Genomic DNA, 17393 nt, shown 5'->3' with positions numbered 1-17393 from the left:
TCCAAAAGAGGCGTCTATGGCCGACGGCTCAACCTCAAGAAGCCTATCCTCCGGAACCCTCGTTGTACACCCCGCGAGTCGACCGACGAGCGGGCCCGCCTCACCCGGCCCGGCTGCGGCCCGGCTCCTGGGCGGGCTCTTCGAAGTGGGTCAGGGTGCCCGCTGCGTCAACGGAGTCCACCAAGGACGTGGCGATATCGCGCAATTTCACGTTGCGATTGCTCGAGGCCTCCGTGAGGATCCGGACAGCGTCCTCCTGGCTGCAGCGGCTTTGTGCCATGACAATTCCAACGGCGATATCGATCACTGTGCGGGACTCCATGGCCGCCCGGAGATTCTTTGCGCTGTCTGCGTGGAGGGCGAACCTGATAGCGAGACGCAAGGCCTGCGACACCTCACGGGTATATCCGCGGGCCCGATCAGCAGCCCGTTCGTCGAACTTGTACGGGGCCTCGGAGTACAGGTTGAGCGCTGCTTTGGCCTCTCCCTCCAGATTGAAGGGCAACGACAACACCGACCTCAGTCCGTGCGACGCAACGGCACTCGCATAGTCGGGACCCCAGCGGTTCTCTTCAAGAAGATCCGGGACGTGGACTTCCCTTTCCTCTTCGGCAGCCGTCAAACATGGCCCCTGGGCCAAGGAATACTGGATCTCGTCCACTTCGCGGGCCGCATCACTGCTCCAACCAATCGTGAGTGCCTTCCGCTCGCGCAGCAGCGTGATCCCACAGAGCGCGTCATCGCCGTCGCCCGCCATCTGGTGGGCAGAAAACCGCGCCAGCTCGTTGAGGAATTCCTCGAAGTCGGCACTCTCCAGGATCAGGTTCTGGATTCGGTCGATGGTGGTCAAAGTGTTATCTGCAGGAAGCATGGCGCGTTCTCCCGGTGAATATGCTGATTGGGGCATGTGGAAACAATAAGTCCCTTTACATAAGGTCCCACACGGTCGCCAATTGGGAAACGCCTAGCCGGAAGTGAGTTCCCTGACCCGGGACCATGCCGCAGGCGCCAATACCACCCCGACGCCGACGGCGGCCCCGATCACGGTCTCCACAATGCGGTCCCGCAGCAGGAGCGCGGGCGGAACGTTGGCAACCAGCAAAGTGGAAATGAGCGCGAGCGGTGTGACGAATATCTGCGCCACGAGATATTGGCGCGTAATGAAGAGCTCTGCTCCGAACTGGCATGCGGCAATCACCAACACCATCTGCCATGGCGCCGGGCCGAGCCAGAGGATTCCGGCCAACACCAGCAAACCGAGCAATGTCCCCACGATCCTCTGGATTCCCCGTTGCACCCGATGCCGGGTACTGCGCCCAACCAGGGGAACTACTGCCGCCACCATGGCCCAATAGCCGTGTCCGAATCCGAGCCACTGCCCAACCAAAGTAGCAAGCGTTCCGGCTAGCCCGGCAGCCACGAAGTAGCCCAGGCCTTCCAGCCAAGCTGCCCGGATTTCCTGGGACAGCAACCGGTCCGCAGCCGGTCGCTTCCATGGTGTCCGGTGGCCCGGGACTACCCGCGCCGACATTCCGATCAGCAACGCCAACACGGCAGTCAAAACCGCCGCCAACATCCCTTCCCAGAGCGGGGGCTGCTGGGGAACGGAGGCGATCGCGGCGAAAGCGAAAATATGGAAGAGCGAACCTGCCGGGCGAAGCCTCCACAGCGCGGTCACCACGGAGCAAAATGCGGCAACCAATGTGGTGCCTAGCGTGAGGATCCACAGGTACGCGTCCGAGCCCTGGCCAACCCGGGCGGTCAGGGTGGCAAGCAGGATGATGCCGAGGAGCAACGAACCGGCACGGAGCTGGCTTCGAAAACGGTGGCTGTGGGGCTCGTTACGGCCGTAGATATTCGTGAACGCCGCAAAGCTGGCGAAGACCACAAGGTCCAGCCGTCCGAACAACACGAGGGTGATCAACGGCAGGAAGACGCCCACCGCGCAGCGCACAGCCGGGTGATGGTCCTTGTTGCCGGGACCGATCCTGAACATCTCTGCCAGGGCGTTCAATGGCTTGCCTGCCTCTTTGCTTCTCTTGAGCGCCGAACTGCTCAACTAATCCCCACCGCCACCCTCGCCTCGCAAGCTCGGCCAGGGAACCCTGGCGGCGTGGGCCCACGACGGCGGCACTGGCATCCGCTACGAGCTTACGCCGGGAGGCTCCAGGCAGCCGGAACGCCTTCCGTTGAATGGTAGATCGTGAAGCGAAGTAAGACGGCGGCACGTCTTCGATTGATAGTCTCATGTCGGTTGTTACCAGCCGGGCCCGGGCTATTCCGGCCACATCACCTGTACCCATTCACCGGAGGTCAATCCATGCTCAAAGGTTTCAAGGACTTCGTTCTTCGCGGCAACATCATCGAGTTGTCCATCGCCGTCGTCATCGGCACCGCGTTCACAGCCCTGGTCGCAGCGTTCACCACCAACATCATCAACCCGGTCATCGCCGCCGCCGGCGGAGTCAATGCCCAGGGGCTCGGCTTCGCGATTTGGCCCGACAACGCGAAGACCTTCGTCAACTTCGGCGCCGTCATCACCGCGTTCGTAACTTTCCTGATCACGGCCGCCGTGGTGTACTTCATTTTCGTTGCGCCCATGAACAAGATCAACGAACTGACCAAGCGCCGTGCCTCCATCGAAGAGCCCGAGGACGAGCCACTGCCGGCTGATACCGCCCTGCTTGTTGAAATCCGCGACCTCCTGACCGAGCTCGCCGCTGCCAACAAGAGCAACGAGAACGCCCGCTAGGTTTCGTGAATCACGGCCAGTTCGGCGCGTCCGGTCGGCGCCGAACTGGCCCCATGAATACCGCCCCAGATCGTGACGCAGGCGCAATCCGCCTGAAACAGGGTTCGGGCACGATAGTGCCATGAAGCCGAAGAAGAGGTCTTCCGTTACCGCTGAGCTCTCCTGCGAAGTGTGCGGGCAGATGCCCGAGGCTCCGAAGGCAAGGGTCACCGTGGCCCAAATCGCGGTGATGCTTCCCATCGAACTTCTTGTCCACGCCATTGTGGTTGAAACGCAACTCCCTTACCTGGCCAAGGTGCTCCTCCTGACCGTGACCGCAACGGTCCTGGTGATTTGGGTTGCCGAGCCCTCCGCGGCCAGGATCCTGCGGCGCTGGATCCACGCACCTGCCCTCCGCCACCGCAGGAAGCTCCATTCGGCCCCGGCGCTTTGGCGGGCGAGGACTGTGCTCCGCGACCAGCCAGGCTCCCTCCAACGCATGACCCACTCGCTCGCCCGGACGAACATCAACATCCTCAGCATCCATGTCCACCCCATGGATGGAGCCGTCATGGACGAATTCGTGGTGTCTGCCCCGGGCCACCTCGGCGAGCATGAGCTACTGACAGCGCTCGACGACGGCGGTGGCCGGGATTCGCACGTGTGGCCTACCACTGCACTCGCCATGGCGGACGGCCAGACAAAGGCCCTGAGCCTGGCTGCCCGGATCGCCGACAACCCGGACGAATTACCGCTGGCGGTAGCAGAACTGCTGTCGGCGAAAATCGTCACCCCTGAACCCGAAGGGCCGGCCGCCGAGGCAGGCGCCGCCGTCGGGCCCTCCACGAGCCTCCTCAAGATTCCGACCGCATGGCGCGGGCCGCTCCTGTTCTCCCGACCGGACGAACCGTTCACGCCGGCGGAATCGGCACGCGCACATCGGCTTGCCGAGCTGGCGGAAATCCTGGCGCACACCCGGAGCGCCGACGCCAAGGACCGGGACTAGGCCGGCCGACAACTGGAAGGTGGTGGCGGGATGAGCGCCATGGACATGAGGGAGATGGATTCCGCAGGGGTGTCCGTTCCCGGCCAGCCCAGCGCCGAGGCGGTGGCCACGAGCCGGGAGCCTCAGCACTGGGGCCGGGCGATGGCCGTTGCCATCAGCAAACTCGCGGACCAGCTGGCAAGCGAGGACGCGCATGAAGCCCTGATGGGCCGCGAACTCCGGCTCCGCGTCACCCCGGATCCGGACGGCGCACGCATCTCCGTGTGGTGTTTCCCGGAGGAGTAGCGAGGGCGGAGGGCCGATCCGGATTTCACATCATGAACCCGACGCCGGCGTCCACAAACTCCGCCGGTACAGTTTGTCGGGTGACTACCAAGATTGATCTCGAGCGTGCTGCCGATACCCTCCGGGCGTGGGCTTTGGATGAAGACCTGAAGCAACGCGTCATGTCCACGCCGGCCTTGGCAACAATGGCTTCGCGCGTGGCAAGGCGATACTCAGCCGGGGACACCACCGCCGATGCCATCGAGGTAGCCGCAGCGGCGGTGGCGCGCGGGCATGCCGCCAGCATCGAGTATGCCGGCGAGAGCGTGCGCAACGCCGAGCTCGCACGCTCGGAAGCCGGGGTCTTCCTTGAGCTGGGCGCTGCCCTCGGGAAGTCCGGCCTGCCGGGCACCATCTCTTTCGACCTCTCCCATCTCGGCGCACTCGTGGACCGCGATCTGGTCCTCAACCATGTACGCCAGCTCGCCGCGATAACTGAACCGTACGGAACGGGACTGATGATCTCGGCCGAAGGCTCCGACCGGACCGATTTGGTCCTCGACCTGTACGACGAGCTCGCAGCAGAGATCCCCCGCGTCGGCATCACGCTCCAAGCCCGCCTGCACCGCACCCCCGGAGACCTCGAGCGGGTCCTTCGCCACCCGGGTACCGTTCGCTTGGTCAAAGGCGCGTTCCTCGAGCCCGAGTCCGTCGCCTACCCTCGCAACAGCGCCGAACTGACGGCTGCCTACCTCGACCTCGCGAGCCAGCTCATCCGCTCGGGCCACTCCCTGTCCCTCGCAACCCACGACGACGAGCTCGTCAACACGCTCATCTCCAGGCACGGCGAGGCACTGAAGACAGACGCGATCGAATTCGAGATGCTCCTCGGACTCGGGACCGAACTTCTCGATCGGCTCCACAGGGACGGGTACAGGACCCGTGAATACGTCATCTTCGGTGGCGAATGGTGGTTGTACGTCCTGAACCGCATCGCGGAACATCCCGAGCGTGCGCTGACGGCTCTCGCCGACCTCAACCCGAGCTAAGCCCTCCCCGATCCCGGCTGCCCTGCGACGCGGAAAATACCCTGCGATACCGGTATTCCAGCGTCGCAGGGTATTTTCCGCGTCGCGAGGTAGGAAGCGCGTCGGCAGGCCATTAGTGTGTCGCCATAGCAACGCCCCAGCGCCGGGTTGCCCGGTATCCCATGCAATACCCGGCAGACCTAGCGTGCGGCCTGCTAATATCCACTGTCAGATCTCTGAGGTAGGTTCCCGGTCCGCGGCCTCGTCTTCCTAGATCTTGACGGTGTCGGCCTTGAGTACGCTCGCGCCTACGAACTTTGGAGCCGCTGAACAGCCTTCGCAATCATGCCTGCTGCCTCGTCGATTTCCTCCGTGGTAGTGAAGCGCCCGAATCCTACGCGAATACTGGACCTGGCCATGGCGCCGTCAAGGCCAATGGCCATGAGAACATGTGAGGGATTCTGGTCGCTGCTGTTGCAGGCGGACCCAGTCGACATGGCTATTTTCGGTAGGGCTGATAGCAGGTCCACCGAATCGATGTCCGGAATCCTGAAATTCAGGCAATTCGGAAGAGCGTCATCGAGCGGCGAGTTGGCGGTGACCGTTTGGATGCGCTTGGACAACTGGTTCCAGAATCTGCTTCTCAGGTCGAGAACTCTTTGCTTTTCGCTGGCGGAGATCTCGTTGGAAATTTTTATTGCTTCCGCGAATCCGACGATGCCGGTGATGTTTTGCGTCCCAGGCCGGCGCCCTCCCTCTTGGCCGCCGCCGAACAACATGTTTTCGAACCCCCCATGCAGCGTCTGGGTTTCCTTGTCGATGTAGAGGGCTCCGATGCCTTTGGGCCCGTAAATTTTGTGCCCTGAGAAGCTGATCAGGTTTGGGCCCAGGGATTTGAAGTCCGGAGCGAGATAGCCGATGGCTTGCGTGGCGTCGCAGTGAAACCGAACCCCTGCCTCACGAGTGATGGCGGCGATGTCCGTGACCGGTTGTATGGTGCCGATCTCGTTATTAGCCAGCATTATCGACACGAGGCTGGTGTTGGGCCTGATCGCGTCGGCAATGTCATTGGGTGAGACGATCCCTTGTGCGTCCACGGGCAGAAAGGTGACTTCACCGCCCCGCTTTTGAAAGGCGAGGCAGGCATCCAGGACGGATTTGTGCTCGATGACAGAGGTAATGATGTGGTTGCTGCTGGACCCAGCTGCAGTTGCGATTGCCCAGTTGTTGGACTCCGTCGCCCCGGAGGTGAAGAAGAGCTCACCCGGGCGGCAATTCAGCACTCTAGAGATGCTGCGGCGGGCCTTTTCGATTCCGTGAGGTTCGCGGTGTTGGCGCCGTCCAAGACTGTGCCAAGGCTGAGCCCTGCCATCATCGAACTCCGCGAAAAATCATCGATCCCGGTTGGTGCATCGAAATATCCGCATGAGATCAGGGCTTGCGTGTCGCCGGTAACCTCAACCGACAAATCCAAGCCGTCCAGAAGTCGATCAATATCCATGGCGGGTGCTGTCTTCATTGCACACTGACCTTCTTTTGTGAAGTTGATGATTCAGCAAAAACGGCAACGCCGGCGCAGACCGTGAGAATCGCGATACCTGCCATCTGCCGAAAGTCCAGGCTTTGATGTAGAACCACGGCACCTACGGTGGAAGCCAACGCAGGGTCAAGGGCAGCGACGAGCGCGAATACCAAAGCTCGAAGGCGTTTCATTGCAAATAGCTCCAGCGCAAACGGAGCCAGCAAGGTCAATATGGAAACAATGAGCGCATGGAGCGCCAATTCAGGAGTGAATAGAACAGCGGGCGGAGCGTTCACCATGAAGGCAGCCAGCGCAATGGGTAGGGCAACCCATAGCCCCTTACTAAGAGTGAGCATCGGGTGGTTGGCCTGCGGAATGGAAGTCCCGACATGGATGTATGCGGTCAGTAGCAGTCCCGTTGCCGCAGCAAAGAACAGACCTTCGAGTGCAGTCGTCGCGCCATAGGTCGGAATCATGAAGAGCCCGGCAACCGCCAGCCCCGCAGCAACCCGGGCCGTGGTGTTGCGGGACCGGATGCATCCGATAACGAGAGGCAGTGTGAACTCTATGGAGACGGCCAGGGATAGATCAATGGTGGATATCGCCCGGTAGAAGGTGACCTGCATCAGCCCCAGCACCAACCCGTACTTGAGGATGAATCGGACCGGCGCTCGACTCGATGGTTTCATCATGAAAATCACTGGAAGAGTCAGGATCGCGGCAATCCCGATTCGCAAAACCGTCGCACTCGCGGCGCCCATCGAGCTAATCAACCCGACCGCGACGGCGTTACCGATTTGAAGGAGCGAGAGGCTCGCTACGGACGCCAGAATGCCGGCCCTGTGTCGGGATGACTCTGGCCTATTTGCTTGAAAAGTCAATTGCTGACCCGTTCCGAGTCGGCATGGTGCAAACACGCGGAGCCAGCGTCGGCCGTTTCCGCCGAAGGTATACGCGCTATTTTCACGAGAGGATCCCAATTATCCAGAAGTGAGTCGTGCATTTGCGCTTGTATGCGACGCCTGAAAATCCTCACACAAACCTTGTGACAGGGCCAAATAGTTTGTGACAGCAACGTGACACACAAATTCGGATGCGGTTGGCAGTGATTATCCCCACGTGAAACACCACCCCAGCCGATATGGCATCGTCCCCCTTGTCGACCTCCGCCGGCCGGCAGACCCCGAAAGGCGAATCGAGCAAGTGCCCTGAACCGGACGGGGATCCTCCGACCGTCGGGATCATCGTAGGTCCGACGCCTACCTCGAGGAAGGCGCAACGGGTGCGAGTGAACCCCTCCACGCCTCCGGTATCCCATCTGCGCACCCGCGTTTCAATAACAAGCCACCCTCCTCACCGACCTCAACCCGAGCTAAGCCCTCCCCGACCCTGCCCGCCTCGCGACGCCCCAAATGCCTCGTGACACCCTAAACGCCTCGTGACCCGGAAAATCCCTATCGACACCGGTATTCGGGCGTCGCCAGACTTTCTCCTCGTCGCATAACCAGTTGCGTGTCGTGAGGTAGACAGCGTGTCGTGGGGTCGGGAGCGCGTCGGCAGGCAGGAACACGCGAACACGCCGGTATCCCATGCCCCACCCGGGCAAGCCTAGGAATCGTGTCGGTATCCCATTTCCCGCACCACTCGGGTGAGTGAACCCATATTCCGCCAGACTTCGCCCCCGGTCACATTCTGTTTCTTCACGTTGTATACCAAAACTCTTGACAGTGCGCCGGGTCACATCTAATTTTGATTTTGGGATCCCAAAGCGGGATCCCAAAACGGACCCAACGAACCGGCAGCGTCCCTCCTCCCAGAAAGAGGACCGGGCCGCTACTGCTGCCGCCGGCGCGAGTCCAGCTGCTGCGGCAACCCGCACCCAGCTCAACAATTCAAGACTTTCCCCGCTCCCCAAACTCCCCCTGAAGGAGAAACTGTGTCTCTCCAAAACACCGAAACAGAAGCGCATGCCGCCGAAGGAAAAGCAGAAGAAAAAGCCGGCAAGGACGGCGTGCAGCGACGCACGAGTGTCCGTTGGAGGCTCTTCGTCCTGCTGCTGATCCTGGTCGCCGTCAACTACATCGACCGCGGCTCCATCTCCGTGGCACTGCCCATCATCCAAAAGGAATTCAACCTCGCACCGGAGCTCGTCGGGCTCCTGCTTTCGGCATTCTTCTGGACCTATGCCCTCATGCAGATCCCGGTCGGCTTGCTCATCGACAAGTTCGGCCCCCGTAAGGTCGTCACGGCGTCGTGCATCGGCTGGGGTGCCGCAACGGCAGCATCCGGCCTGGCCGGCGGCTTCCTCAGCATGTTCATCGCCCGCTTGGGTATCGGCGTCGCCGAAGCAGGCGTCATGCCGGCCGGCGGCAAGCTCAACGCCATCTGGATGCACAAGAAGGAGCGCGGCCGCGGCGCCACGATCCTTGACGCAGGCGCCCCGCTCGGAGCCGGCCTGGGCGGTATCCTCATCACCTGGCTCATCGCCTCAACAGGCAGCTGGCGCTACTCGTTCATCATCGCCGGTGCCGCCACCGTCCTCATGGGCCTGGCTGTCTGGTGGTACGTCCGGGACAATCCCCGCAACCACAAGGCCGTCAACGACGCCGAGGCCGAATACATCGAGTCCTCCCACGCCGAAGAAGACGCCGAGGCCACGAAAGACGGCGTCAAGGGCAAGCGCGCACTCCTCCCCTACCTGAAGTTCCGCTCTTTCTGGGCCATGTGCTTTGGCTGGCTGGGATTCAACGGCGTGTTCTACGGCCTGCTGACGTGGGGCCCGCTCTACCTCGCCCAGGCCAAGCACTTCAACTTGAACACCATCGGCTGGTCCACGTTCGTGATCTTCGGCGCAGGCTTCGTCGGCGAGATCCTCGGCGGCGCTATCGCCGACAAGTGGCGCGCAGCTGGCGCCTCGGCCAACCTGGTCATGCGTACCCTGCTGGGCATCTCCAGCGTCGTGGTGGTCGGCGGCCTAGTTGGCGTGACGGTCGTCGCAGACCCGATCACCGCCGTCGTGCTCCTCTCAGTGGTCTTGTTCTTCCTCCGCTGGGTGGGCCTCTTCTGGTCCATCCCGTCAATCCTCGGCGGCCGCACCAACGCTGGCGTCCTCGGCGGTGCAATGAACTTCAGCGGCAACATCGCAGGGTTCGTCACCCCGATTGTGGTAGGCCTGATTGTCGGGGCCACGGGCTCCTACACCTGGGCGCTGCTGTACTTTGTAGGATCCGCCGTGATCATGGGCGTCTCCGTCCTGACCCTGAACTACAACAAGCGGCTTCCGGTCTAACTCGCCTGACCGGGCCGGCCGTGCGGTCCTGAACCGCCGCACGACTGGACGCCTCCGGGTTGCCGGGCGCATTGACCCAAGAGAACACGAATGGAGCAAGAATGCTGATTGCAGAAGAAGCCCCCACCACGGACCGTCCCCTCCGGGAATCCGTGCGGGACGCCATCCGTTCGCGAATCTTCGAGGGTCACTACGCGCCCGGCACCCGGCTGGTGGAGCGGGACCTCGCCGCCGAATTCAACGTCTCGCGACTCCCCATCCGCGAAGCCCTCCGCATGCTGCGGCAGGAAGGCCTCATCCAGGACCGGGCCTCACGCGGTTCCGAAGTGGCGGGGTTGAGCCCCAAAGACGTCGAGGACCTCTTCGACGTCCGCCAGTCGCTCGAAGTCCTCGCCTGCCGCCTGGCCGCGGCCCGCGCCACGGACAAGGACCTCAAGCACCTGGCCGGGCTCCTCGATGAGGCCGATCGCTTCCTTGCGAAAGGCTCAATTCTCGAGGCGCACCGCGCCAATAGCGAATTCCACGATGCCATCACGGCCATCGCCAACAACGATTTTCTCCGCACCGCGCTGGAACCGCTCCAAGGCCGCATGCACTGGCTCTTCCGCCACGTGCACGACCTGCCGGAGCTGATCCAGGAGCACCGCGATCTCTACGCCGCCATCGCCAGCGGCGATGCCGAGCGCGCCGCAACCCAATCGGCGTCGCACATTGGAAAGTACCGCGAGCAGTTCCCCCAGAACGAGCCCGCCACCGAACTCAAGTTGCAAGGCAAACGACCATGAAATTGCTAGTCATCAATCCCAACATCAGCGCGGATGTCACCGCGCTGATCGACGCCGAAGCCCGCCGCTCGGCGGGGACCGACACCGAGCTGATCGTCAGGACCGCCGGACATGGCGTCGAATACATCGAGACCCGCTTCGAATCCCTCATCGCAGCCGGAGCCGTCGCCGAAATCATCGCCGAGCACTGCGGCGGCGATCCGGCTGCGGACCGCATAGACGGCGTCGTCGTGGCCGCATTCGGCGACCCCGGAATGCCTGCGCTCAAGGAACTGACCGACGTGCCGGTCATCGGGATCACGGAGGCCGCCCTCTGCGCCGCGGCCCTGCAGGGCCAACGCTTCTCCGTCATCGCCATTTCGGACCGCATCACCGCTTGGTACCGGGATTGCGTGGAGCATTTCGGACTTGGCAGCCGTCTTGCCTCGATCCGTTCCATCAACCAGAGCCTCAACGGCATCGGCACTGTGCAACAGGACTTCAAGGAAACCCTCCTGGCACTGAGCCGGCTAGCGGTCGCCGAGGACGGCGCCGACGTCGTCATCCTGGCAGGTGCCCCGCTTGCCGGACTCGCGCGCGAGCTTGAAGGACAAATCCCCGTGCCCGTGGTGGACGGAATCTCCGCCGGGATCCGCATGACCGAAGCGGTTGTGGCCCTGCAATCCGGCTTCCACCGCCAAGGCGCTTTTGCGCCGCCGCCCGTCAAGCACCGCCGGGGACTGTCCGAAAACCTCGACGCCGCCCTGACCGCCATCCAGTCCGCCGCCGGCACCTCCGTTGCCGGCACCGCCGTTCCAGCAGGAAAGTAGGAACCACCGTGACCATTCCCGATCTCGTCATCGCCCACGGCACCGTGGTCAACAGCTTCGGCCGGCAAGCCGCGCACGTCGTGGTCGACGGCGGCCGCATCATCCAGCTCATCGACGCCGCAGAACCGGTCCCCGCGGCCGCGCGTATCATCGACGCTTCGGGCAAGTTGGTCATCCCGGGCGGTGTGGACGGCCATTGCCACGTGGCCCAAGTGACCGGCCGCTTCCGCACCCTGGATGACTACCGCACCACCTCCACCGCGGCCCTGTGGGGCGGCACCACAACCATCATCGACTTTGGTATTCCGCGTGACGCCCAGGAATCCCCGCTGGACGCCGTCCTGAACAAGAAGCGCTTGGCCGCCGAATCCCGCTGCGACGTCGCGCTGCACGGCTCCGTGGTCAGTTGGGACGAGACCGTGCCCTGGCAGCTGGAGCAACTCGCCGCCGAGGGCGTCCGTTCGGTGAAGATGTACACCACCAACCGCGGCTCCACCATGGCCGACGGCGACACCATCCTGAAAGTCATGCGCGAAATGGTGCGCCTGGACGGACTCACGTACATCCATGCCGAACACGATCCCATCATCGCCGACTGCACCGAACAGCACGCTGCGGACGGCCGGATCGGCATCGAGCACCTGCATTCCACACGGCCCGAGCTCGCCGAGGAAATCTCTGTCAAAGAGACCCTCGCCATGGCCGAGTACACCGGTGCGCCGGTCTACTTCGTGCACCAGTCGACCCCCGGCGCGGTGGATCTGGTCACCGAGGCCCGCGGGCGCGGCCAGGTGGCCTACTCCGAGACGTGTCCGCACTACCTGACGCTGGATGACACCGTCTACGGCTCAAAATTCCCCGAATGGTATGCCTGCTGCCCGCCGATGCGCAGCGCTGAAACCGTCGCCGCGCTGAAGGAACGGCTCGCGGACGGAGCGATCCACACCGTCTCCTCGGACCACTCCTGCTACGACCTCTCGCAAAAGCGGGAGCGCACCGACGACGTCCGCTTCATGCCGCACGGGCTGCCCGGCGTCGAAACCCGAATGCCCGTCACATTCACCGCAATGGCGCCCAACAGCACAGTGGAGGACTTCGTCGAGGTCTTCTCGGCCGGTCCCGCGCGGATCAACGCCGTGCCCGGCAAGGGCACCATCGCGGCAGGGTTCGACGCCGATCTGGTCATCTTCGATCCCGCCGAAGAACGCGAGGTCGACGGCGGCGCGCTCCACATGGGAACTGACTTCTCGCCTTTCGAAGGGAAGACGCTGAACGGCTGGCCCGCCGTCGTCGTCTCCGCCGGACGCGTCGTGGTCGACGACGGCGGTTTCCACGATCCCGGACCGGTGGGCCGTTTCGTCGCCCGCAACGGCTTCGCCGCCCACCACGACGCCCTGTCCGTTCGAAAATCGCCGTCCGTTCCCGCCACCGTTTCTGCTTAGGAGAACCATGCCTTCCGAACACCGCCCCACCCGCATCGGCATGATCGTGCCGTCATCCAACACGTGCCTTGAACCGCAGAGCTACCGGATCCTGGGTGACCGCGAGGACGTCACCATCCACTTCACGCGCATTCCGGTCACACGCATTGCACTGGATGATTCCTCGGACAAACAATTCGATTCGGCCGTCATGAGGGAGGCCGCCGCATTGCTCGCGACGGCGGATGTAGACGTCATCGCATGGAACGGAACCTCAGGCTCCTGGCTCGGTTCCGCCCATGACGAAGCGCTGGTCCAGGAAATCACGGAGGCCACCGGGATCCCGGCCACGACCTCTACGTTGGCCTACCTGGAGGCCTTCAAGGCGTTCGGCACGGAAAGGATCAGCATGTTCACGCCCTACACAGGGGACGTGAACAATGCCGTCATTGAGTCATATGGGCGCGAAGGAATCAGGACGGTTGACCACCGCCACCTGGACCTCAGCAACAACGAATCCTTCGCCCGGGTCACGGACGCGGAGATGCTGCCCGGGTCCTTGGAACTTGCCGCCTCGAACCCGGACGCGCTCATTTATTTGTGCACGAACCTTTACGGCGCCAACATCACCGCGGAAGTGGAGGAAACCACCGGAGTGCCGGTGCTTGATTCCGTGGCGGTGACGCTATGGCACTGCCTCAAGCTTGCCGGAGCGCCCTTACTGGCACCCAAGTGGGGCCGGCTGCTTGCCGAACTAGCCTGATTCGTCAGTGGTGCCCTCTTAAAGAGGCTGGATGTTCTCCGCCTGGGGGCCTTTCGGGCCTTGGACGACGTCGAACTGGACCCGCTGATTCTCGTCCAGTGATCGGTACCCGCTTGAGGCGATCGCTGAGTAGTGGGCAAAAACGTCCGCCGAACCGTCGTCGGGGGCAATGAAGCCGAAACCCTTTTCGGCGTTGAACCACTTGACAATACCTGTTGCCACGGCCATGTTCCTTCTCTGAATCTGACTGGCCACCGGCTTCAAACCCGATGCCCCCGGACGCATACGTCCGCTTCCTCAAAGCTACGTGGCGGGGTTCGGGGGCGCAAGGATCTTCGGGGGTCTCGGTGTTCCCTGGGGCCCGAATCTTGAGGATTTCTTGTTCCTCTGCAGGGCGGGATCTTGAAACTGGGACGGCAGAGTGGTTGGCGATTAGCGTCGTCGGCCATGAAGGAGAACACCAGGTGGGGTTGTTCCGGCGCCGGTTCGAAGCGGCCGGATTGTCGCCTTGACGAGCGACCACACTGTTCACAACCTGCCGTATGGCGCGAGCAAGGGGGCCCTCGACCGGATCGTCACAGCGTCCGCCGTCGAGCTGGCAGGCCGGGGCGTGCGGGCGAACGTGGTGAACCCGGGCCCGATCGACACCGGGTGGATGGACGACGCTACGCGGCGTTCGGGCATTGACGCGACTCCAGCGGGTCGACTCGGCACGGCCGAGGACACGACGGACCTGGTGAGATTCCTGTTTTCCGGGCAGGGGTCGTGGATGAATGGCCAGATTCCTTATAGCAACGGGGGCTTTAAGGTCGGGCTGGGCACTGACGGACCGCAGCCCCTGTCTTCGACGGGACAGGGGGCGGCGGTCTGCAGCAGCAAGGCGGCCCTGGAGCCTAGAGAAGCCCGACCTTGGTCATCAACTCGGTAACCTTTTCGCTGTTGAGCTTGGCGGGGTCCACCGAAGGTGCCTGAAGGTCCTTGAGGGGCACAAGCTTGGAGTTCGCCGGTACGTCGGAGCCAACGGTGTATTCAAAGGAGTCACCGTTCTGGAGGACCTGCTGACCCGCTTTGCCCGTGATGAACTTCAGGAACTGCTGGGCTTGGGCCTGCTTCTTGCTGGATGCCAGAACAGCGCCGCCGGAGACGCTGACGAACGCACCCGGGTCCTGGTTCTTGAAGTAGTGGAGATCAACGTTCTTGCTGTTTTCTCCGGTCTGGGCCTGGTCCACGAAGGAGTAGTAGTGGTACAGGACTCCCGCGTCGACCTCGCCTGCGTTCACAGCTGCGAGCACCGGGGTGTCGTCCTTGTAGGACTTGAAGTTGGTTTTAGCCGCCTCCAGCCATTTCTGGGTGGCGTCTTCTCCCTTGAGCGCAAGCATCGCGCTGACAATAGCCTGGAAATCGGCTCCACCCGTGGACGCACCGATGCGTCCCTTCCATGACGGGTCCGCAAGGTCCATCAAGGACTTGGGAAGCTTGTCTGCACTGAGCTTGGTCTTGTTGTAGGCCAACACGGTGGAGCGGGCCGCGATGCCCGTCCAGTCGCCGGTGGAGGGCCGGTACTGCGTAGGGACTTGGCTAAGGGTTGCCTGATCGACGGGGGCGAGCAACCCGGCACTCGCGATGCGGACCATCGCCGGGGAGTTTTCCGTGAGGAAGACGTCCGCCGGAGAGTTCTTGCCTTCCTCACTGAGCTGGTTGCTCATTTCAAGGTCGTCACCATTACGGAGCGTAACCTTGATTCCCGTCTCCTTGGTGAAGGCGTCCACCCATGCGCCGGTGAGGTTTTCATGCTGCGCGTTGTATACGACGATGCCGTCACCGGACGCGCCGGCCGTGGAACCACCGCTCGCAGTACCGCTTGGTGCGCCGCTACACGCAGAAAGTGCCAGCAGCGTGGCCGTGGCGGCGGCAAGGGCCGTAGCGGGTTTGATGCCGAATTTCATGGGGGGCCTTTCAAGGGTTCCGGCTGGGACCGGAATGGCTGGGGGTTGCCCTACCCTTCGTGCACGGCAGCCCGACGAGTCGGGAGGAACGGCAACGAGATAGGCAAGGCAATCCTTACTGTAATAACAACATGCTGCTGTTGCGTAATTCTGGGCACACTGAGGTCGACTGTTACAAACGGCAGCCTTGGCGCTAAATCTGTTCCGGTCCGCGTAAGGAAACCATTAAGGACCGACGACGGCCGCTCGGTTTGGTGGTCTGATGAAGAAAGGACGCACGGCCTATTCGGGCTTTGGGCCAACCTCGGTAGGAGCTGAATCCACCATGAAACGCAGTCCCCTCAACCAAGGAGCGGCACACGCTTCCGCGCTTGCCGGCGCGGCTCCGGAAGACTACGTCGTTGTCGATGAGCTCGGCGATTTCACGTACTACCCGTCCAAGACCGCCATGCTGGAAGACCTTGAGTACGTTGAGGAAGCGGCCAGCATCCTGGACCGGGCGGGGAACAACTTCCACTTGACCTTGGAGGAAGGCCGGAAGCTGACTCTTGGGTCCTCGTTCGGTCGGGTCGAATTCACGTGGCTCCGCCAAACCTGGATCAGCGACCGGCGCCGCGAACCGCAAGCGCATCGTTTGCTCCGCCTCTACCCCACAACGCTCGATGCCCTTCTGGCTGGAATATTTGAAACCTTGAGCCTGGAACTTGCCAGCGGCGCCACCGGTTCACCCTGGGTATTGGATGTAGCGGGAGAAGAGACCCACTGCGCGACGCTCAGGGAGGTCGATGGCCTCCTCGCGCGGATGGACCACCTTGAACGAATAGCAGTGCGGGACCCCTTCGGACACGACTACCGGCCGATACGTCATGCGACCCTCCGCCTTCATGCCCCGGGTGCAGGCGCGATTTACTACGTGGAGATTGAACCCCAGAGCGAAGAGGCCCAGCAGCGCCCCGAAGAATCTGAGCATCTGCCATGAGTTCCTTCAATGGGGGTTACCGCCCGCTAGGCGCGTTCTGCGATAGTTAGGGACATGGTGGACGTCCAGACCGAAATACTGATCCAGCGGCCCCGCGAGATCGTGGCAAGTTATGCTTCCAACCCGGACAACGCGCCGGTCTGGTATGTGAACATACGATCTGCACAGTGGCAGACGCCGAAGCCCCTCGCGGTCGGATCCCGGGTTGCCTTCACCGCACGGTTTCTGGGCCGAAATTTGGACTATGTCTACGAATTCACCGAGCTTGTCCCCGGCGAGAAACTCACTATGCGCACAAGCCAAGGTCCTTTCCCGATGCGCACCACTTACACCTGGTCCGATGAGAATGGCGCCACCCGCATGACCCTCCGCAACACAGGTGAACCCTCCGGGTTCTCCGCGCTTGCGGGCATTCTCATGGCGCCAATGATGCGCACCGCCATGCGCAAGGACCTGGAGAACCTCAAGAAGATCCTCGAAGCCGGCTAGTCCACGAGCCCCAGGCTCTCCCCACGGCGTCGAATCGCCGACACATTTATTCGCCGCAATTGCTGGCGAATTTCCTCTGTCGCGTGCAAGGATGACCCATACGATCGCCGCGGTCCACATTGGGGGAAACATGACCGAAAGCACCAACCTGCCGGAAAACACGCAGCCCGGCAGCAACGAATACGGCGCATCGCAGCGTCCCAAGCCTGAGTTCGGAATGAGCGCTCCGGATGCCCCGGGCCCCCAAATTCCCTCTTGGCATCCGGAAGCCAACCAATCTCCGGCACCGGCATGGCCCCCCGCCCGCCCGATTCGAAGCAGCGAAAACGTCGGCCGGGGCACCCTGTTCGCCCTCCCGACC

Annotated in this window: 18 protein-coding genes and 2 pseudogenes; 13 read left to right on the top strand and 7 right to left on the bottom strand. The window is 62.6% G+C overall.

Annotated features, from left to right (window positions below; genetic code table 11):
* Window positions 1–100 precede the first annotated feature (100 nt).
* Together AC3WJU_RS03130 and AC3WJU_RS03125 are read right to left on the bottom strand one after the other, a co-directional pair.
* On the bottom strand, window positions 101–871 hold the full coding sequence (locus AC3WJU_RS03130) for a GAF and ANTAR domain-containing protein (RefSeq protein WP_284988978.1): 771 nt from the start codon (window positions 869–871) through the stop codon (window positions 101–103).
* Window positions 872–964: 93 nt separating this feature from the next.
* Window positions 965–2014, bottom strand: a complete 1050-nt coding sequence (locus tag AC3WJU_RS03125; RefSeq protein ID WP_492259172.1) for an FUSC family protein — start codon at window positions 2012–2014, stop codon at window positions 965–967.
* Window positions 2015–2320: 306 nt separating this feature from the next.
* On the opposite strand from AC3WJU_RS03125, the gene mscL reads away from it, so the two are divergent.
* The 4 genes from mscL to AC3WJU_RS03105 all read left to right on the top strand — a co-directional run bounded on the left by mscL (window position 2321) and on the right by AC3WJU_RS03105 (window position 5050).
* Window positions 2321–2752, top strand: coding sequence for a large conductance mechanosensitive channel protein MscL (gene mscL, locus AC3WJU_RS03120; RefSeq protein ID WP_059388782.1), 432 nt, complete (start codon window positions 2321–2323; stop codon window positions 2750–2752).
* A gap of 121 nt (window positions 2753–2873) precedes the next feature.
* Complete coding sequence (locus AC3WJU_RS03115; RefSeq protein WP_492259093.1) at window positions 2874–3737, top strand: amino acid-binding protein; 864 nt, start codon at window positions 2874–2876, stop codon at window positions 3735–3737.
* A 30-nt stretch (window positions 3738–3767) separates the two neighbouring features.
* Entirely contained in the window at window positions 3768–4022 is a 255-nt protein-coding gene (locus AC3WJU_RS03110; RefSeq protein ID WP_306964542.1) for a hypothetical protein, read from the top strand.
* A gap of 80 nt (window positions 4023–4102) precedes the next feature.
* The gene (locus AC3WJU_RS03105) at window positions 4103–5050 is read left to right on the top strand and encodes a proline dehydrogenase family protein (protein ID WP_492259092.1); all 948 of its coding nucleotides are present in this window, start codon (window positions 4103–4105) and stop codon (window positions 5048–5050) included.
* Between the two features lie 287 nt (window positions 5051–5337).
* On the opposite strand, the pseudogene AC3WJU_RS03100 reads toward AC3WJU_RS03105, so the two are convergent.
* The 3 genes and pseudogenes from AC3WJU_RS03100 to AC3WJU_RS03090 form a co-directional block, all read right to left on the bottom strand.
* Window positions 5338–6345: pseudogene (locus tag AC3WJU_RS03100) on the bottom strand (cysteine desulfurase family protein); the annotation flags it as partial.
* The gene (locus tag AC3WJU_RS03095) at window positions 6306–6548 is read right to left on the bottom strand and encodes a hypothetical protein (protein ID WP_332602813.1); all 243 of its coding nucleotides are present in this window, start codon (window positions 6546–6548) and stop codon (window positions 6306–6308) included. The gene AC3WJU_RS03095 and the pseudogene AC3WJU_RS03100, both read right to left, overlap by 40 nt.
* A complete protein-coding gene (locus tag AC3WJU_RS03090; protein WP_492259091.1) occupies window positions 6545–7252 on the bottom strand; it encodes an EamA family transporter in 708 nt (235 codons plus the stop codon). Before AC3WJU_RS03090 ends, AC3WJU_RS03095 begins: the two co-directional genes overlap by 4 nt.
* 1235 nt (window positions 7253–8487) lie before the next feature.
* On the opposite strand from AC3WJU_RS03090, the gene AC3WJU_RS03085 reads away from it, so the two are divergent.
* The 5 genes from AC3WJU_RS03085 to AC3WJU_RS03065 all read left to right on the top strand — a co-directional run bounded on the left by AC3WJU_RS03085 (window position 8488) and on the right by AC3WJU_RS03065 (window position 13618).
* Entirely contained in the window at window positions 8488–9840 is a 1353-nt protein-coding gene (locus tag AC3WJU_RS03085) for an MFS transporter (RefSeq protein WP_306964553.1), read from the top strand.
* Between the two features lie 101 nt (window positions 9841–9941).
* Complete coding sequence (locus AC3WJU_RS03080) at window positions 9942–10625, top strand: GntR family transcriptional regulator (protein ID WP_492259090.1); 684 nt, start codon at window positions 9942–9944, stop codon at window positions 10623–10625.
* The gene (locus AC3WJU_RS03075) at window positions 10622–11434 is read left to right on the top strand and encodes an aspartate/glutamate racemase family protein (protein WP_492259089.1); all 813 of its coding nucleotides are present in this window, start codon (window positions 10622–10624) and stop codon (window positions 11432–11434) included. The genes AC3WJU_RS03080 and AC3WJU_RS03075 overlap by 4 nt, the downstream gene beginning before the upstream one ends.
* Before the next feature lie 8 nt (window positions 11435–11442).
* A complete protein-coding gene (locus tag AC3WJU_RS03070; RefSeq protein ID WP_306964558.1) occupies window positions 11443–12876 on the top strand; it encodes an amidohydrolase family protein in 1434 nt (477 codons plus the stop codon).
* A 7-nt stretch (window positions 12877–12883) separates the two neighbouring features.
* Entirely contained in the window at window positions 12884–13618 is a 735-nt protein-coding gene (locus tag AC3WJU_RS03065; RefSeq protein ID WP_492259088.1) for a maleate cis-trans isomerase family protein, read from the top strand.
* Window positions 13619–13636: 18 nt separating this feature from the next.
* On the opposite strand, the gene AC3WJU_RS03060 is transcribed toward AC3WJU_RS03065, so the two are convergent.
* A complete protein-coding gene (locus AC3WJU_RS03060; RefSeq protein ID WP_035743560.1) occupies window positions 13637–13840 on the bottom strand; it encodes a cold-shock protein in 204 nt (67 codons plus the stop codon).
* Between the two features lie 268 nt (window positions 13841–14108).
* Here AC3WJU_RS03060 and AC3WJU_RS03055 point away from each other — a divergent pair.
* Window positions 14109–14426: pseudogene (locus tag AC3WJU_RS03055) on the top strand (SDR family oxidoreductase); the annotation flags it as partial.
* An 85-nt stretch (window positions 14427–14511) separates the two neighbouring features.
* On the opposite strand, the gene AC3WJU_RS03050 reads toward AC3WJU_RS03055, so the two are convergent.
* Window positions 14512–15564 carry an iron ABC transporter substrate-binding protein gene (locus AC3WJU_RS03050; RefSeq protein ID WP_284988896.1) on the bottom strand — a complete coding sequence of 351 codons (1053 nt, stop codon included), beginning with the start codon at window positions 15562–15564 and terminating at the stop codon, window positions 14512–14514.
* A 325-nt stretch (window positions 15565–15889) separates the two neighbouring features.
* Between AC3WJU_RS03050 and AC3WJU_RS03045 the strand changes: the two genes are divergently transcribed.
* The 3 genes from AC3WJU_RS03045 to AC3WJU_RS03035 form a co-directional block, all read left to right on the top strand.
* On the top strand, window positions 15890–16543 hold the full coding sequence (locus tag AC3WJU_RS03045; protein ID WP_492259087.1) for a hypothetical protein: 654 nt from the start codon (window positions 15890–15892) through the stop codon (window positions 16541–16543).
* Window positions 16544–16597: 54 nt separating this feature from the next.
* Window positions 16598–17032 (top strand): SRPBCC family protein, encoded by a 435-nt coding sequence (locus AC3WJU_RS03040; RefSeq protein WP_059388794.1) that lies wholly within the window; start codon window positions 16598–16600, stop codon window positions 17030–17032.
* Between the two features lie 130 nt (window positions 17033–17162).
* The coding region (locus AC3WJU_RS03035) for a hypothetical protein (RefSeq protein WP_492259086.1) at window positions 17163–17393 on the top strand (231 nt) is incomplete at its 3' end.

The sequence above is a fragment of the Arthrobacter sp. FW306-1B-F12A genome, assembly GCF_058781865.1.
This window is presented reverse-complemented; position numbering and strand designations above follow the sequence as displayed.

What these genes read in the sequence shown, in the direction of transcription:
- AC3WJU_RS03130 (WP_284988978.1), bottom strand. Translation starts at nt 871, where the DNA reads ATGCTTCCTGCAGATAACACTTTGACCACCATCGACCGAATCCAGAAC.
- mscL (WP_059388782.1), top strand. Translation starts at nt 2,321, where the DNA reads ATGCTCAAAGGTTTCAAGGACTTCGTTCTTCGCGGCAACATCATCGAG.
- AC3WJU_RS03115 (WP_492259093.1), top strand. Translation starts at nt 2,874, where the DNA reads ATGAAGCCGAAGAAGAGGTCTTCCGTTACCGCTGAGCTCTCCTGCGAA.
- AC3WJU_RS03110 (WP_306964542.1), top strand. Translation starts at nt 3,768, where the DNA reads ATGAGCGCCATGGACATGAGGGAGATGGATTCCGCAGGGGTGTCCGTT.
- AC3WJU_RS03095 (WP_332602813.1), bottom strand. Translation starts at nt 6,548, where the DNA reads ATGAAGACAGCACCCGCCATGGATATTGATCGACTTCTGGACGGCTTG.
- AC3WJU_RS03080 (WP_492259090.1), top strand. Translation starts at nt 9,942, where the DNA reads ATGCTGATTGCAGAAGAAGCCCCCACCACGGACCGTCCCCTCCGGGAA.
- AC3WJU_RS03075 (WP_492259089.1), top strand. Translation starts at nt 10,622, where the DNA reads ATGAAATTGCTAGTCATCAATCCCAACATCAGCGCGGATGTCACCGCG.
- AC3WJU_RS03065 (WP_492259088.1), top strand. Translation starts at nt 12,884, where the DNA reads ATGCCTTCCGAACACCGCCCCACCCGCATCGGCATGATCGTGCCGTCA.
- AC3WJU_RS03050 (WP_284988896.1), bottom strand. Translation starts at nt 15,564, where the DNA reads ATGAAATTCGGCATCAAACCCGCTACGGCCCTTGCCGCCGCCACGGCC.
- AC3WJU_RS03045 (WP_492259087.1), top strand. Translation starts at nt 15,890, where the DNA reads ATGAAACGCAGTCCCCTCAACCAAGGAGCGGCACACGCTTCCGCGCTT.
- AC3WJU_RS03040 (WP_059388794.1), top strand. Translation starts at nt 16,598, where the DNA reads ATGGTGGACGTCCAGACCGAAATACTGATCCAGCGGCCCCGCGAGATC.